Origin of the sequence: uncultured Aquimarina sp. (assembly GCF_947492965.1) — a bacterium.
Taxonomy (GTDB): domain Bacteria; phylum Bacteroidota; class Bacteroidia; order Flavobacteriales; family Flavobacteriaceae; genus Aquimarina.
In genome coordinates, this window is sequence record NZ_CANLOZ010000005.1 from 24,269 (window position 1) to 40,520 (window position 16,252).

Below are 16,252 nucleotides of genomic sequence, written 5' to 3' on the forward strand. Positions count from 1 at the left end.
GGAATAATATCAATATACCTATAGTATATCGCCTGCCCAATTTAGTATTAAAAAGATGTTGGTGGAAGATCCTCATTATAACCGTAACAATAATCGAAGATAGTAATTCGCGCCATTAACTCCGAATTGTTGCACTCTTCTGCTGTAAACGAAATTACCATCACTCGTATTTGCTGAATGTGTATGCTCATCTGGATACACATTAAAAATATTATTCCCGCCTATAGTACATTTTACGTAATCATTAAATTGATAGGAAACTGCTAGATCTGTAGTTAGTTTAGGAGAAAAGGTTTGGTCACGTGATTCTACTACTCCGGTAAATTCATTTAGCACCCAATTTGCAGCGTCTCCATCATCAGGATGTACAAATTCCACTTCGCCAAATAGAGAATTCATCATTTGCAATCTGAATTTATCGAATTCGTAGGATATTCCAGAATTAATTTTATAATTAGGTTGAGAAGATTCTACTCTTGCAATTTCCTCTCTATTAAACAAGACATTCTCCTGTCCAATAAGCGATGGAGATACTTTGATGCCTCCTTTTACTTTAGTATTCGTAACATTTGCTCCTAGCGATGCATTTAATTCGCCAGTACCGAGTATTGTTTTGTATGCAACTGCAAAATCACCACCAGAAGTTCTGGAATCAATTGCATTGGTAAAAAACTGTGCCGCACCAACTCCAAAAGGTTCTAATATGGTCTCATATCCTTCTGCAAATCTACCAGAAAGAACAATTCTGTCATCTATATTAATTAAATAATAGTCAAAAGCGAAGGTAAATTTATCATTTAGCTTTCCGCTAATACCAGCACTAAAATGTGTCGACAGTTCTGGTTTTAAACGTCCAATCTGAAATGCTTCGGCAGTAACTGCACTTTCATTATTAAAAGTTCCTACTTGGATGCTTTCGCCATTTACAAATTGAGTACTTATATTTTGAAAAAACACCTGATGCAAAGAAGGTGCTCTAAAACCAGTAGAAAAACTAGCTCTTACACTGATATCGTCCTTTACTATATAACGTCCTGAGAGTTTCCAAATACCTTGACCACCAAAATCATTATACGCTTCATACCGTCCTGCTGCTTTTACCAATAACTTTTCTGAAATATTGGTTTCAACGTCTAAGTATGCTGAACTATTGGTTCTAAAACGATTTAATTCGTTTTCTGGTCGAAACCCTGGAAAAACTTGTGCTCCTACTGCTCTTGGAAGTTCTTGACCAGAAGTATCAAAATAGGTGCTACCACCATCTATATAAGACGCTTCTTCTCCCGCTATAATCTGATAATTCTCCACTCGTAACTCTGCTCCAAAAGCAATACTTACTCCACTTAACCAATCAAAAGATTTAGATAAATCTAAATTTGTGGTATTCTGCTGGTATTCAAATCCACCTGCATAAAATGTTCTTGGCGAGGCTACACCGAGAGACGCATTATTAGAGTTATTTACTGTATAGTCTAAATGATTGATTCCTATTGAGTGACTAAAATCAATATTCCATCCATTCTTAATACCTTTAATTCCTCCGGCAATTACATCGTCTCTAATATCTGTTAATATCTGAGGTGAGAAACCATTAGGAAATAGCTCTGGAACTACTCTATCCTGATCTTTTGGGAAACGATAAAATCCAGCGGACATTCCTTCTCTGTAATTTCTACCTCCTTGTAAGTAAAAGGTAGCATTATCTGACATTTTTATCTCTCCGTTAATTCCTAAAGCCAAGTTTTGCGTCTCTGCACTTCCTATTTCCATGACACGACGATCATCATAACCTGTTTGACCAAAAAAATTATTCTCCTGAATTAAACTTTCATCCTCAACCGCATCATCGGTATACACTGTTCCTGTGTAATCACCAGCTCTATTTACCGATTCTCTATTCCTGTATTCTGCGGTTACGTTTACAAACCCTTCTTCCCTAATTTTTAACCCAAAATTGGCTGATGAATATGTAGTAAAACCGTCTCCCTCTGTAGTGATTCCTACTCTATTATCTACCTGTATTACTTCAGTCTGTTTTTTCAGTATGATATTAATTACACCTGCAATTGCATCTGATCCATACTGAGAAGTAGCACCATCTCTAAGAATTTCTATTCGCTCAATAGCAGAAATTGGTATTGCATTAAAATCTGTTCCTACAGTACCTCTACCTACGGTACCATTTACATTTAGTAATGAGCTATTATGTCTTCGCTTTCCATTAATAAGCACTAACACCTGATCTGGTCCTAATCCTCTTAATGTGGCAGGATCAATATGATCCGTTCCATCGGCAATGGTTTGATGTGTAGAGTGAAAGGAAGGTACTAAATAGTGTAAAATATGGCTTAGCTCTATTTGGGAGGCATTTGTAATTTCTTGTGGAGATATAATATCAACCGGAGCAGTAGTTTTTAGAGAAGATCTAGGTTTGGCTCTGGATCCAACGGCAATGGGTTGGTCTATAGAAAAACCTGTTTCTAATATAAAGTCTACGGTTACCGTTTCTCCTACCTTAACTGTAACAGTCTTAGAAATGGAAGTATACATAACAAAAGCTGCTGTTAGCACATATTCTCCTTCCTCTACATCAAAGCTATAACTTCCATTTACATCTGTAGTTGTAACTTTATTTGTTCCTTCGATACTAATTTTTGCTCCAGGCAAACTACCAAATTGATCAGATACATTACCTGATATAACTCCTCTGGACTGAGCAACAACATTTCCTATAGTACTAAAAAAGAATAACAAAGCGATACAGGCTACATATTGTAATCTGACCATAAGGGGTAATTTTAGTTTAATTCCTATTTAAAGAATGTATTTGCGTTCTATTTATGTCTGAAAGATAAAAAAATTAACGTGAAATCTTTTAAAAAGTACAACAAACACAAGTATGTCTTTATGATTGTAGTATAGCAAATTCTTCTTGATAATGCTTTCTCATAATATCATCCATAACAATCCGAGAAAGCATCTTACCCTGAAATTCTTTTATCTGTGGAAAAGACAGTATCCTATCCTTATCCTCATTTGATAAAGGTGCTCCTATCATTAAAACGATAATGGTATTTTCTAAGGCATTGTTCAAATTTTTAAATTCTTCTAAAAATTCCCATCCATTCATAACAGGCATATTAATATCTAAAAATATGATATCGGGAACTACTCCTGATCTAATGATAGTTAATGCTTCTAAACCATTTTTTGCAGCCAATATCTCATCGACATATCCTGTTTTGGAAAGTATGGTTTTATTAAAAAAAGTTGTAGCATCACTATCATCCACTAAAAGAACCGTTCTTATTTTTTTCATAACTGTGGGGTGTTAAAAAATGTTTATTGATTACACTATTTAATATGGGTAACGATAACGGTTTATTAATTAAATCTGTAACTAGATCGTTGGATTTTGATTTTTCAATATCTCTATGATCTGAGGAGGTAGTAAGTATAATTACGGTAATATCGTTGGTTAAACTAGGGTTTAGTCCTTCATATTCTATAAGAAACTCCCATCCGTTCATAGCCGGCATATTCAGATCTAAAAAGATTAACCTAGGTTTTATTGCATTACCTTTTTCGACCTCTGACAAGTATTCTAAAGCAGCCTTCCCACTTTGTTTGATGAGTATTTTATCAAAGCTTTTATGCTTAGCCAAAACGGTACTATTAAAGAAGTTAGTAGCCTTACTATCATCTATTAACAATACACAGTCAACAACATTATCCATAATATATCTTTGTTGGTTGGCGCAAAAGAAATAGATACAGTATTAAAAAGGTGTATTTACCCGAGAATCAATCTAAATTTATAGATAAAATACAACTAAACACGATAAAATGCATTAGCTGTTTAGAATTGAATATAATTTGGAAGGTTTTATTAGGGTTTTGAGGATACTTCTTGCGCAAAATATTTCTGAATAATTTCTTCTAAGACTTTTTTAGATAACATTTTATCTCTGAACTCTACCACTTGAGAAAAAGATAAAAGTCTTTCTCGTTCTTCTTTGCCTATTTCTGCCCCAAGCATGACAACGATTTTTGAATTCTGGAATGGATTCGAAGGATGATGATAAGCGTCTAAAAACTCCCATCCGTTCATGACAGGCATATTTAAATCTAAGAAAATTAGTTCTGGAGTACTATCTGACTGCAGACTATCCAACGCTTCTTTTCCATTATAAGCAACAGCAATTTCTTCGACAACCTCCGTTTTTAAAATAATCGTTTTATTAAAAAATGTCGTTGCTTTGCTGTCGTCAATTAAAAGAAAACGCTTCAACTTTCTCATAAGCTCTTAAAATAATCCACAAAATAAGTAATTCAATTTACTTATCTGCGGGAACGGTATTATTTGAGAAATGTTTTTTGATCACATTATCTAACAGATCCAATGATAGCGGTTTATTTATAAAATCATCTACAGAATGATTTTTTATAGACTCATTAACATCATCAGGATTAGAAGACGTAGATAATAAAATGACTTTTATACCTTCGGTAAGGCTTTTTTTCAACTTAGCAAATTCTATTAAAAACTCCCACCCATTCATAGCAGGCATATTAATATCCAAGAAAATAAGATCTGGTTTTATTGCCAATTCATTTTCCACATTAGCAAGATATTCCAGCGCAGCTTTCCCACTCTGCACCGTATTTACATTATCAAAACTATTGTGCTTAGTAACTACTCGTTCATTAAAGAAGTTAATGGCTCTATCATCATCGATTAAGAGCACACAAGTGATTGATTTCCCCATAAGACTTTCCAATTACACCCAAAAAAAGTAAACTTATTTGACATATGCACCATAAAATCAGACTTTTCGAATGAGTTTTCGTTCAAAAACATCATTTAAACGACAAAATAACTTTAAATGTTTTTCCGTAAATAAATTACGGCTACAAAACACTAAAAAAATCGATTCTATCAAAATTGAGAAGGGTTTAACAAACTGCTAATAAAATTAAATGTAAATTTGATATTATTTCCTAGGGGCTACACGAAAAATATTTGTAAGGGATTTATGCTTAACAAAATAAAAAACAGGTGCAAAGGTACCTCGCTTCAATATTCGATATTTACCAATACTTCGGAGATTCCAATTAATGAATGGAATGCTATAAATGAACAGCATAATCTGTTTTTATCCTTATCATATCTTCGAACTTTAGAAAATACCTTGGCAGATACCATCGATTTTCGTTATATCATTTTTTATCGGAGAGACGATGCCGTTGGTATCGCTGTAAATCAATTGATAAAATTTAATCCTCAGGATCTAAAACTACAGGAATTTCCTTGTCGCATTAGTGATACTATTAAAAATACTCTAATTAAAAGTATGGACGTTCGCGTACTGATATGTGGCAATTTATTTTCTTGTGGAGAACATGGTTTTGTGTATTCCGATCAAATTACGGATCAAGAAGCTTTCGAAAATTTATCAGAAGCGCTCAAAGAAATACGAAAAACCGAAAAAGCCGACAAGCCTTCTTTCATTTTACTAAAAGAATTCTGGCCTTCTTCTTTTACTAAGGGTGATTACATCAAGAAACAAGATTTTAGAGAGTTTAGTATTGATGTAAATATGGTATTAGAGGTTCAAAAAGATTGGACAAGTTTTAATGACTACTTAGCTAGCATGAAAACAAAATTTAGAACCAGAGCAAAAAAAGTACTTAAAAAATCAAAGGAATTAGTTATCAAAGATTTTACAGCCAATGACATTGAAATACACCAAGAAATTATTGATGCTTTATACCTTTCTGTTTTAGATAAAGCAGATTTCAAAATAGGGAAATTGAATGCCATTACATTTAAGAACTTAAAAGAAACTCTTAGCGACTCATTTGTTTTTAAAGGATATTTTCTTGAAGGTTCTCTGGTTGGTTTTACAACCGCTTTTATTCTGGATAATATCGTAGAAGCTAATCATATTGGAATTGATTATTCTTACAATAAGTCTCATGATATCTACCAGAGAATGCTATATGATTATGTGAATCTTGCCATTAGTTGCAAGGTCGGCGAATTAAGATTAGGAAGAACTGCAGAAATCATTAAAAGTTCTGTGGGAGCTAAACCCGTGGAAATGAAGTTATATGCACGACATGGAAATTCCCTTTCTAATCAATTAATAAAACCGTTGATAGAACTTATTTCTCCCAGTGAATATGAAATTCGTAATCCTTTTAAGCTACAATTAGGATAGTATGGATTCATTAACCCAAATTGTATTAGGAGCCGCCGTTGGTGAGGCTGTTATTGGTAGAAAAGTTGGTAACAAGGCCATGTTATGGGGTGCTATTGCTGGAACTATTCCTGATTTAGATGTAATTGCTAAATGGTTTTTTGATCCCGTAACTGCCAATGAGTTGCATAGAGGTTTTTCCCATTCAATACTCTTTAGCGTTCTGATGGCTCCAATACTCGGTTGGCTTGTGAGCAAAATTTACAGAAACAAAGAAGCCGATTGGAAAGACTGGACTAAACTCATGTTTTTAGGGCTCTTTACACATCCGATACTCGATGCTTTTACTACCTGGGGAACACAATTATTCTGGCCATTTGGTAACAGATTAGCTTTTAATAATATTTTTGTTGTTGATCCACTATATACAGTCCCCTTTCTCATATTTGTAATCATTGCGATGTTTTACAAACGAACGAATCCCAAAAGGAGACGTGTTAATAATATTGGGTTATACATAAGCTCCACATATCTTTTACTTACCTTGGTTTTGCAAAAAGGAGCTAGCTCAAATTTTATTACCAATTTGGAGAATCAGCATATTCAATATCAAGATATACAAACGCGTCCTACACCGCTTAATAGTATTCTATGGACTGCTAATATAAAAACAGATAATTCCTTTCTTATCGGATATTATTCCTATCTCGATGAACCTGATGTTATTGATTTTTTAGAGTTTCCTCAAAATCATCATTTATTAGGTGAGATGAAAGACGATCCACTTGTACAACGTCTCATAAAGTTATCTCATGGCTGGTACACCATAGAAAAAACTGAGAACAACATATATTTTAATGATCTTAGATTTGGTTTGTTAGGGTTAGGAAAAAGTGCAAAGCGCTTTGTTTTTAGCTACGAGCTTTTTTACGATACTTCCGGAAAATTGCAAGCCAAGGAGCGAGAGCGAGATATGCAAGAAGCTGGTCCAATGTTAGAAAAACTGTTTGCTCGAGTATTTGGAAATAAATCATAAAAAAAGGGATCGCTATGGTATCCCTCTTTTGTGTATTTAAAAAAGAATATTAAGCAAACTGACAAATAACACCTCCCATTAATGCTAGACATACCGTACAGTAACCTACATTAATAGCAATATACTTAAAGCCCTTTCTCTCGAACATTGCATTGGTTCCTAAAATTGGTAACGCTACTAATATTCCCATCATTGTTCCATGCAGAGCGCCATGTTTAAAGGTTCTGAAATTATCTCCATGATCCGCCATAAAATCCTGAGCATATTTGTATGCTTCTGTTCCTTCTACTAGAACATCAGGATTCTCCATAAGAACTTGGAAAACACCGAACTGGTGAATTACATACGTTTGTACAAAACTTGCAAGAAAAAAACTGAGTACGTAGCTAAGGATAAAAATTAACGCCATATTGCCTCCTTTGAGATCTTCTTCGGTAAAACCACAAACATTCATCCACGCAGTTCCAAAAACCTTTGGGTTATACCATATAAATCCTAATACCATAGGGATAAGAGCGGCAAGTGCCGTAATCACTAAATTAAATTCCATATTGGTTCGTTTTTAAAGTTGTTACTCAAATATAGCGAAAATCTAAAGTATCATTTTCACCATACCAAATACAATAACCGAAACGAAAAGATTAACAGCACTGCACCCGTAATTCTAAAAAATACTTTTAACCTATCCACGGAAATAAATCTCTTAAGTTTATCAGAGAGGAATACTTTTAACAAATCAGTTGTTAATATTCCCATAAGTACCGCACTTAAAAACATGTATAATTCTAATGTTTCGAAATATTTCTGAGAACCATATTTAAAAACTCCAATCCAAACTACAAATACAAAAGGATTAAAAAAATTAACGCTGAATCCTTTTATAAAAAAAGTACTACCCTTTTTTGAGTTAATCGCAAGATCATTGGTAATATGTGGTTTTTTTAAAAGATAGTTGATGCCTAATCCAAAAAGAATACTACTTCCTATAACACCTATCCAAAATTGATTATTTGAAGCTGTTATAAACTTTGATATTCCGTAATAACATAGTATTACACAAACAATATCACTAACAATAATACCCAAAGCAACAGATATCCCCGCTTTCATGCCGTATTGAAAGCTACTATTGAGTAACAAAAAGAATACTGGTCCAACAAAAATTACCATTGCCAAACCAATCAAAAACCCTTCTATAAATGACATATGTATGATTGTTGCTAGGCAAATATAGTTTTTATATCTACAGCTTTGTACCAAACATATCTTCACATACGATTCAATCTCTTATCTAATCAAAAAAGAAAACCATCCGCCTAGGCAGATGGTTTTGTTTGGCAAACTTCCATGTTCCAACCCCTTAACTTTGTAACACTTCCTTTTTGCCGATGATTATTTAGTATTCTAATTCTTCATCAATCGCATCGTTTGATTGATATTATTCTGTTGGATCGTAATTAAATACACTCCTTCTGATAAATCTCTTGTAGAAATCGCTTGATCGTTCATCACTTTTATTGTGCGTAATATGCGACCATTGATATCTGAAATCGTTACTTCTGCTTCACCTTGTAATCCAGTGATCCAAACCTGATCTTTCGCTGGATTTGGATATATAGTGAACAGATACTCTTCATTTTCTTCTACACTCAATATGCCAGATACGGTAATCGTAAAAGAAATTGTTTCTATATTCGAGTTATCATCTGTTGCTGTAAGTGTAATTAAATGATCACCTGCTCCTAGCAGTGTACCTGCTACCGGACTCTGCGTAATCGTAGTGGCCAATGCCCTTCTGTTGCTATCACAATTGTCAGTTACCACTACATCTGTAGTAAAATCAGCCAACGCATACATATCACCAGTATCAAAAGGCACTTCCATATCCGTAGGTACTGTGGTTATATCGAATTCTGGAGAAATGTTATCTTCTACCGTAACAGTAGCCATACACATTTCTATATTTCCATGAGCATCAATAACCGTTAGGGTTACCATGTTATCTCCAATGTTAGTACAATCAAAATCTGTTATATCAATAGCAATTGAGGCTATGCCTGAAAGATCTGCAGAACCATTATCGATCATAGCAGCGGTAATACTAGCATTCCCTGTATCATCTAATTGTACGGTTATATTTTGGCATACCACAGTAGGATTGGTAGTATCTACCACCTCTACTGTTCGGAATACTGTGGAACTATTACCATAGGCGTCTGCTGCAAAATACATGGCAGAATATGTACCTACATCACTAACTAGGAGATTAATATTAGTATCTAGAGTAACTGGACTCCCATCATCGGTGGTTGCTCCCAACTCTACGTACGGATCTCCTAATTCTATGATTTGTGGATTTGGCCCGTTTAAGGTAATTACTGGAGCAGTCGTATCTACCACCTCTACCGTTCTGAATACTATTGAACTATTACCATAGTCATCGATAGCAAAATACATTGCCGTATATGTGCCTACATCACTAACAAAGAGATAAATATTAGTATCAAAAGTGATAGTACTACCATCATCGGTTGTGGCTCCCAACTCTACGTACGGATCTCCTAATTCTATGATTTGTGGATTTGGCCCGTTTAAGGTAATTACGGGTGCTGTAGTATCAACAACCTCTACTGTTCTGAATACTGTCGAACTATTACCATAGGCATCTGCTGCAAAATACGTGGCAGAATAAGTGCCTACATTACTAACTAGGAGAGAAATATTAGTATCAAGGGTAACAGGACTACCGTCATCGGTTGTTGCTCCCTGTTCTACATACGGATCTCCTAGTTCTATGATTTGTGGATTTGGTCCGTTTAAGGTAATTACAGGTGCTGTAGTATCTACCACTTCTACCATTCTGGTTACTTGTGTTGCGGTAGCTCCAGAAACCGTATTTGTAGCATCATAAGTAACGGTATAGCTACCTACCACATCTGTATCCACAGAAGTTGCATTGATTGTTACTATTGCTCCATAGGTAACGTCAACACCTAACTCTGTATAAGCATCGCCCTTCTCAATAGTCTGAGGATTATCTCCTATTAAAGTAATTATTGGGTCAATACATCCAAGTCCTCCATCGGTAATGCTCCAATTATACGGAGCAGATAGTAAAGTATTTCTGGCTGCCTCTGCAAGACAATAGGTAGCATCTGCTACTAAATCAATGCCAGTAGGAATTTGTGTTTCTCCAGCTTCTAAAGTGGCCCAACCAATCAAGGTATTATCATAGTTTTCTTGAGACAGTGCCGTTCCAACGAAAATTTCGTCTAAACCAGTTGTGAGACTACTTAAATCCCAACTTGTAAGGTTCTGGTTAAAAGATGAAGCTCCCTTAAACATATCCGCAGCTCTTACAAGATTAGACATATCCCAATTAGAAATATCCTGATTAAAAGATAAAGCATTGGAGAATGTATTTGTTGTACTTGTTAGATTATCAAATGACCAAGTACTTATATCTTCATTAAAAACGGAACAATTAAAAAACATAAATGATATATCCTGAACCTGAGACATATCCCAATTCCCTATTTGATCTTTTAGATCCTCAAAATTAGTACAGCCATTAAACATAGAACCTATATCTTCTGTTGATACTACTGATAAATCAGGTGTGTCATCTGCATTCAATTTTAGATTAGTACATCCCGCAAATCCTGCATTTAGATATTCCCATTTCTGATTTCCCCATTGCTCTATAGTTTGTAAACTTTCTTTGGTGGTATTATCTGCAATACCAAAAAATATAGTAGGCATATTTCCTGTTATACTAACCGTATAGGTTCCACCAGAAGTATATGTATGAGATGTAGAAGAGGTATTTCCTATACTGAAAGTTCCATCACCCCAATCTACGTTATAATTATGCGCAATAAACATTGAAAAGTTCGGAATTGTAATTTGACCACCATCAGCTACCGTCCATGTGGTTATAAAAGCATCTGTAGGAGCACATCCTAATCCATCATCAGAAATGATCCAATTTAACCCGCTAGCATCTGTTAATATATTTCTAGCAGCTTCTCCTAAACAATACGCTGCACTGGCATCAAATGTGATATCACTGGGTATTTGTGTTTCTCCAGCTTCTAAAGTAGCCCAACCGATTAGGGTCTTATCGTAATTTTCAGAAGACATTCCAGCGTCTACCAACATATTGTCCATCGTATTGGCAGCACTGATGTCCCAACTTCCTAAGCTTTGATTAAAAGCAGTTGCAGACTGAAACATAGCATTCATAGTTCTTACATTAGTTACATTCCAATCACTAATAACTTCGTTGAATAGGCTACAGTTCTCGAACATTGACCTAGTATCGATCACAGCACTCATATCCCAATCATTCATTTTATCTTGTAGGTCTTCTAGATTCGTACATCCTTGGAACATACGTTGTGTAGAGCTTACGGATGATAAATCAGGAACATCATCGGCATTTAACTTGAGGTTAATACAACCATTAAATGCATCTTCCATAGAAGTCCAGAAGTTCGGTCCCCATTGCTCAATGGTTACTATTTTTTCGCTTGATGGATATCCATCAAAATTGATACGATTGAAGTCTCCTAAAATACGCATGGTATACGTTCCTGCATTTTCATAGGTATGATACGCTTCTTGAGTTTCAAAAGTAACGGTACCATCGCCCCAATCTACCACAAAATCCAGTCCCGATCCTACCACAGGAAGTGTGATAAATTCAAAATCGGTAGCAATATTCCATGTAGTAATAAAGAGATCCTCATTAGGACATCCCAGTCCTCCATCATCGATAGTCCAATCATATGGAGCATTTAGTAAGGTGTTTTTGGCATTTACTCCTAAACAATAGGTAGCATCAACTTCTAAATCAACATTCGAAGGTATTTGTGTTTCCCCCGAAGCAGTGTCTAAAGTAGCCCAACCGATTAGGGTTTTGTCATAATTTTCTTCCGACATGGAAGTAAATTGTAGCATCGATTCCATAGTTTGTGCGCTGCTAATATCCCAAGCCGATAAATCTTGATCAAAAGCAGTCGCCCCTACAAACATAAATCCAAAGGTGGTGGCTTCGCTTACATCCCAATTCACAATACTACTACTGTTAAATGCTACCGCATCCGCAAATGCCCATGTAAAATCTTGAATACCACTCGTATCCCAACCCGAAAAATCAACGGGAAAATCTTTATCTAAAGAACTACATTGGGCAAACATATATGCAAGAGAAGTAACATTTGATAAATCGGGGCTGTCTGTTGCTTTTACTTCTAAATTGGTACATCCTCTGAAAGCATCCTCCATAGAGGTCCATGTATTACTTCCCCACTGTTCGATGGTTAGTATTTTATCACTATCTGCATTATCATTAAAACGTAATCGATTAAAATTCCCTAAAATACGAATGGTATAGGTTCCTGCATTTGCATAGGTATGATAAGCTTCTTCTATTTCATTGGTAATAGTACCATCACCCCAATCTACTATAAAATCAAGTCCGGTATCTGGAATAGGGAATGATATCTCTTCATTATTAGAATTGATTCGCCAGGTAGTGATGAACGCTTCTGTTAAATCACAAGCAGTACCATCATCTGTAATATTCCAATTGAATCCAGTAGGATCCGTTAGTGTATTTCTAGCGTCCGTTCCGAAACAATAGGTAAGATTAGACGCTCCAAGATCTAATCCACTTGGTGTATTACTATTTCCTACCCAACCAATCAAAGTAGTGTCATAGTTTTCTGTGGATAATCCTGATTGATCAAGCATATTCGAAATTGAACTGACGTTGCCAATATCCCAATCTCCCAAAGTTTGATTAAATCTCGATGCCCTTAAAAACATCAATCTCATATTTGACACTTCACTCACATCCCAGAGGTTTAATGGTTGGTTAAAATTATCTGCCTCATTAAACATACCAAGCATATTTGTCACTTTACTAACGTTCCAATTATTCAATGGACTATTAAATACTCTTGTTCTTGCAAACATTTCACTCATGTTAATTGTTCCAGTAACACGTTCTCCAATATTCCAATCATTTAGATTTTGATTAAAGTTATACGCACTATCAAACATAGAGGTAAAATTAGTGACGCTACCCACATCCCAATTACCAATGTCTTCATCAAAATCAATAGCTACCCTAAACATATAAGACATATCAGTGATGGTGCTTACATCCCAGTTTCCAATGGTATCCTTACGATCGATAAATTTAACAGCGCCCCAAAACATTCGCGATAGATTCGTTGTAGCAGATAAATCAGGGGTATCATCCGCATTTAATTCTAAACTATTACAACCATAAAAAGCTCTTTCCATAGAAGTCCATGAAATCGATCCCCATTGCTCAATGGTTCGAATTCTATTTTTATAACCTCCTCCATTATTAAAATAAATTCTTGGAAAATCACCAATAATTCTAACCGTATGGATTCCTGCAGTAGCATATGAGTGTGATGCATTACCTGTAAATCCAGTTTGGATAGTACCATCTCCCCAATCTACCGAATAATCATATCCATTTCCTGTAGTTGGAAAGGTAATACTCTGATTATTCACAGTAGTTTCCCAAGTGGTAATAAAGAAATCTGCGGTGGCACATGCAGCTCCATCATCGGTAATGTTCCAATTGAATCCAGTAGGATCAGTTAGCGTATTTCTAGCCTCTGTTCCAAAACAGTATTGACTGCCTAAGAAACTAATATTAATATTGGAAGGTATCATCTCTCCAGTATCTTGAGTAGCCCAACCGATTAAAGTAGCATCATAATTAGCGGTAGAGAGTCCTGAATTATTGAACATAGATACCATCGCATTTGCACTACTAATATCCCAGGATCCTAAAGATTGATTAAATGCTGTAGCGCCAGAAAACATATTCTGAAATTTCTCTACTTTACTTACATTCCAATTACTTAGATCCCTATTAAATGAAGTAGCAGATTGAAACATCCCATTCATTCTCGTGATATTATCGGTATTCCAATCACTTAGATCTTGATCAAATTGAGTAGCGCCGGAAAACATTTGTGTTGTAGTTGTAGCGCTATTCAGTCTCCAATTATTTAATGGTTGGTTAAAATTTGTTGCTGATTGAAACATCCCATAAAAAGATCCTACATTTCTTACATCCCAGTTATTTATGTTTTCATTAAATGATGAATTTCTGAAGGTAGTATTCATGTCTTCTACTGCACTTACGTTCCAGTCACCAATTCCACCTCCATTATCAGAAATGCTTCTACACTCATTAAACATTCCTCTCATGCTGGTGACACCTGTTAAATCGGGTGTATCCGTAGCATCTATGACCACATTAATACAGTTAGAAAAAGCATATTCCATACTGGTCCATTGCTGTGATCCCCATTGCTTGATGGATTGTAATTTACTCGCATTCTCATTATTACTCAAAAAGCCAAAATAAATTCTTGGAAAATCTCCTATAATTTTAACCTCATATGATCCAGCTGTAGTATATGTATGTGTTGCATTACCTATTTCTGAAGTAATTGCAGTTCCATCTCCCCAATCCACTAGATAATCATATCCAGCACCTGTGGTGGGTATTATAATGTTTTCATTAGCCCCTGTAGTTTGCCAAGTGGTAGTAAATGCTCTATTAAAATTACAGATCTGTCCTCCATCAGAGATATCCCAACTGTAAGGAGCAGAAGTTAATTTATTTCTTGCGTTTGTGGATAGGCAATATCCGGAATTTGCTCTAAAAGAAATATTTTCAGGTATATCTGTACTATCTGTTGCCCAACCAATTAGTGTGGCATCATAATTTCCTATAGAAAGATTAGTTCCATCCAGCATAGACGACATATCGTTAACGCTAGAAATATCCCAATCTCCCAAAGCTTGATTAAACCTCCATGCCGAAAAAAACATAAATTTCATATTTGTCACTTCACCCACATCCCAGAGGTTTAATGGTTGGTTAAAGCCATGTGCATTATCAAACATAGATTCCATGTTTATCACTTTACTTACATCCCAATTATTCAATGGACCATTAAATTTCGTTGAAGATCGAAACATTTTATTCATTACAATTGTTCCGATAACACGTTCCCCTATATTCCAATTGTTTAGGTTTTGATTAAAGTCAGAAGCATCCTCAAACATGGACGAAAAATCAGTAACACTACCTACATCCCAAACTCCAATATTTTCATTAAAATCAGGGGCTAATTGAAACATACTAGACATATCGGTGATTGTATTTACATCCCAGTTCTCTATATTATTCTTACGATCAACTAATGAAAAGGCATTCCTAAACATTTGCGATAGACTAGTTACAGCAGAAAAATCAGGAGTATCATCCGCATCCAATTCTAAACGATCGCATCCATAAAAAGCAGCTTCCATACTAGACCATGAGATCGTACCCCATTGTTCTACGGTTCTAATTTTACTTTTATCACCTCTATTATTGAAATAAATTCTTGGAAAATCACCCGTGATAGTAACCGTATGCATTCCTGAAGAAGCATATGTGTGAGAAGCATCTCCGATAAAACCGGTTTCAATAGTTCCATCACCCCAATCAACCGTATAATTGTATCCTGATCCTATAGTGGGAATGGTAATACTCTCATTAACTGTTGTAGTTTGCCAAGTGGTAATAAATTCACTTTGAGCAAATCCAGCAGTAAAAAAACTAACAATAAAAAATAGTGTAATGTAAAAGTGTTTCATCTGTTGCTTGTATAAGGTTTATCAGCCAGATGGAATTCGCCAATAGTAATGATCAGTTCAATAAAAATCATTTTAACGGCTCATTTCATAAGGGGCTTTTTATTAAAAAAAGAGTTGAAATAAATTCTTAAAATCGAGTGCAAAATTAACAGGATTTTAAGGGTTACAAAGAATTTAGGGGTTGCAAAAGGGTTGCAACGAGGTGTTTTTGGGGTTGCAGGTTTATTTTTCTTTTCTTTATGGGCTATATCGGTCCCTTCGAGAACTTGAGCGTGGGCTTAGGCTCTCGAAGCCCTACATGATGAAG

Annotated in this window: 10 protein-coding genes; 2 read left to right on the plus strand and 8 right to left on the minus strand. The window is 35.3% G+C overall.

What is annotated here, in order from left to right; all coding sequences use genetic code 11:
* Positions 1–75 precede the first annotated feature (75 nt).
* The 5 genes from Q1B37_RS13720 to Q1B37_RS13740 all read right to left on the minus strand — a co-directional run bounded on the left by Q1B37_RS13720 (position 76) and on the right by Q1B37_RS13740 (position 4,769).
* A complete protein-coding gene (locus Q1B37_RS13720; RefSeq protein ID WP_299899372.1) occupies positions 76–2,787 on the minus strand; it encodes a TonB-dependent receptor in 2,712 nt (903 codons plus the stop codon).
* A gap of 118 nt (positions 2,788–2,905) precedes the next feature.
* The gene (locus Q1B37_RS13725) at positions 2,906–3,319 is read right to left on the minus strand and encodes a response regulator (RefSeq protein ID WP_299899374.1); all 414 of its coding nucleotides are present in this window, start codon (positions 3,317–3,319) and stop codon (positions 2,906–2,908) included.
* A complete protein-coding gene (locus Q1B37_RS13730) occupies positions 3,285–3,737 on the minus strand; it encodes a response regulator (protein ID WP_299899376.1) in 453 nt (150 codons plus the stop codon). Before Q1B37_RS13730 ends, Q1B37_RS13725 begins: the two co-directional genes overlap by 35 nt.
* A 152-nt stretch (positions 3,738–3,889) precedes the next feature.
* Complete coding sequence (locus tag Q1B37_RS13735) at positions 3,890–4,300, minus strand: response regulator (protein ID WP_299899378.1); 411 nt, start codon at positions 4,298–4,300, stop codon at positions 3,890–3,892.
* Between the two features lie 37 nt (positions 4,301–4,337).
* The gene (locus Q1B37_RS13740) at positions 4,338–4,769 is read right to left on the minus strand and encodes a response regulator (protein ID WP_299607440.1); all 432 of its coding nucleotides are present in this window, start codon (positions 4,767–4,769) and stop codon (positions 4,338–4,340) included.
* 267 nt (positions 4,770–5,036) lie between these two features.
* Here Q1B37_RS13740 and Q1B37_RS13745 point away from each other — a divergent pair, with 267 nt between their 5' ends.
* Positions 5,037–6,224, plus strand: coding sequence for a hypothetical protein (locus Q1B37_RS13745; protein WP_299899380.1), 1,188 nt, complete (start codon positions 5,037–5,039; stop codon positions 6,222–6,224).
* Between the two features lies 1 nt (position 6,225).
* On the plus strand, positions 6,226–7,239 hold the full coding sequence (locus Q1B37_RS13750; RefSeq protein WP_299899382.1) for a metal-dependent hydrolase: 1,014 nt from the start codon (positions 6,226–6,228) through the stop codon (positions 7,237–7,239).
* A gap of 49 nt (positions 7,240–7,288) precedes the next feature.
* Here the strand turns inward: Q1B37_RS13750 and Q1B37_RS13755 are convergent, their stop codons facing one another.
* The 3 genes from Q1B37_RS13755 to Q1B37_RS13765 form a co-directional block, all read right to left on the minus strand.
* Positions 7,289–7,789 carry a DUF1761 domain-containing protein gene (locus tag Q1B37_RS13755; RefSeq protein ID WP_299899384.1) on the minus strand — a complete coding sequence of 167 codons (501 nt, stop codon included), beginning with the start codon at positions 7,787–7,789 and terminating at the stop codon, positions 7,289–7,291.
* A gap of 56 nt (positions 7,790–7,845) precedes the next feature.
* Positions 7,846–8,445: a LysE family transporter gene (locus Q1B37_RS13760; protein ID WP_299899386.1), complete on the minus strand. Its 600-nt coding sequence runs from the start codon at positions 8,443–8,445 to the stop codon at positions 7,846–7,848.
* A gap of 198 nt (positions 8,446–8,643) precedes the next feature.
* A complete protein-coding gene (locus tag Q1B37_RS13765; protein WP_299899388.1) occupies positions 8,644–15,945 on the minus strand; it encodes a BspA family leucine-rich repeat surface protein in 7,302 nt (2,433 codons plus the stop codon).
* Positions 15,946–16,252: the final 307 nt, after the last annotated feature.

What these genes read in the sequence shown, in the direction of transcription:
- Q1B37_RS13735 (WP_299899378.1), bottom strand. Translation starts at nt 4,300, where the DNA reads ATGAGAAAGTTGAAGCGTTTTCTTTTAATTGACGACAGCAAAGCAACG.
- Q1B37_RS13750 (WP_299899382.1), top strand. Translation starts at nt 6,226, where the DNA reads ATGGATTCATTAACCCAAATTGTATTAGGAGCCGCCGTTGGTGAGGCT.
- Q1B37_RS13720 (WP_299899372.1), bottom strand. Translation starts at nt 2,787, where the DNA reads ATGGTCAGATTACAATATGTAGCCTGTATCGCTTTGTTATTCTTTTTT.
- Q1B37_RS13745 (WP_299899380.1), top strand. Translation starts at nt 5,037, where the DNA reads ATGCTTAACAAAATAAAAAACAGGTGCAAAGGTACCTCGCTTCAATAT.
- Q1B37_RS13740 (WP_299607440.1), bottom strand. Translation starts at nt 4,769, where the DNA reads ATGGGGAAATCAATCACTTGTGTGCTCTTAATCGATGATGATAGAGCC.
- Q1B37_RS13730 (WP_299899376.1), bottom strand. Translation starts at nt 3,737, where the DNA reads ATGGATAATGTTGTTGACTGTGTATTGTTAATAGATGATAGTAAGGCT.
- Q1B37_RS13725 (WP_299899374.1), bottom strand. Translation starts at nt 3,319, where the DNA reads ATGAAAAAAATAAGAACGGTTCTTTTAGTGGATGATAGTGATGCTACA.
- Q1B37_RS13760 (WP_299899386.1), bottom strand. Translation starts at nt 8,445, where the DNA reads ATGTCATTTATAGAAGGGTTTTTGATTGGTTTGGCAATGGTAATTTTT.
- Q1B37_RS13755 (WP_299899384.1), bottom strand. Translation starts at nt 7,789, where the DNA reads ATGGAATTTAATTTAGTGATTACGGCACTTGCCGCTCTTATCCCTATG.
- Q1B37_RS13765 (WP_299899388.1), bottom strand. Translation starts at nt 15,945, where the DNA reads ATGAAACACTTTTACATTACACTATTTTTTATTGTTAGTTTTTTTACT.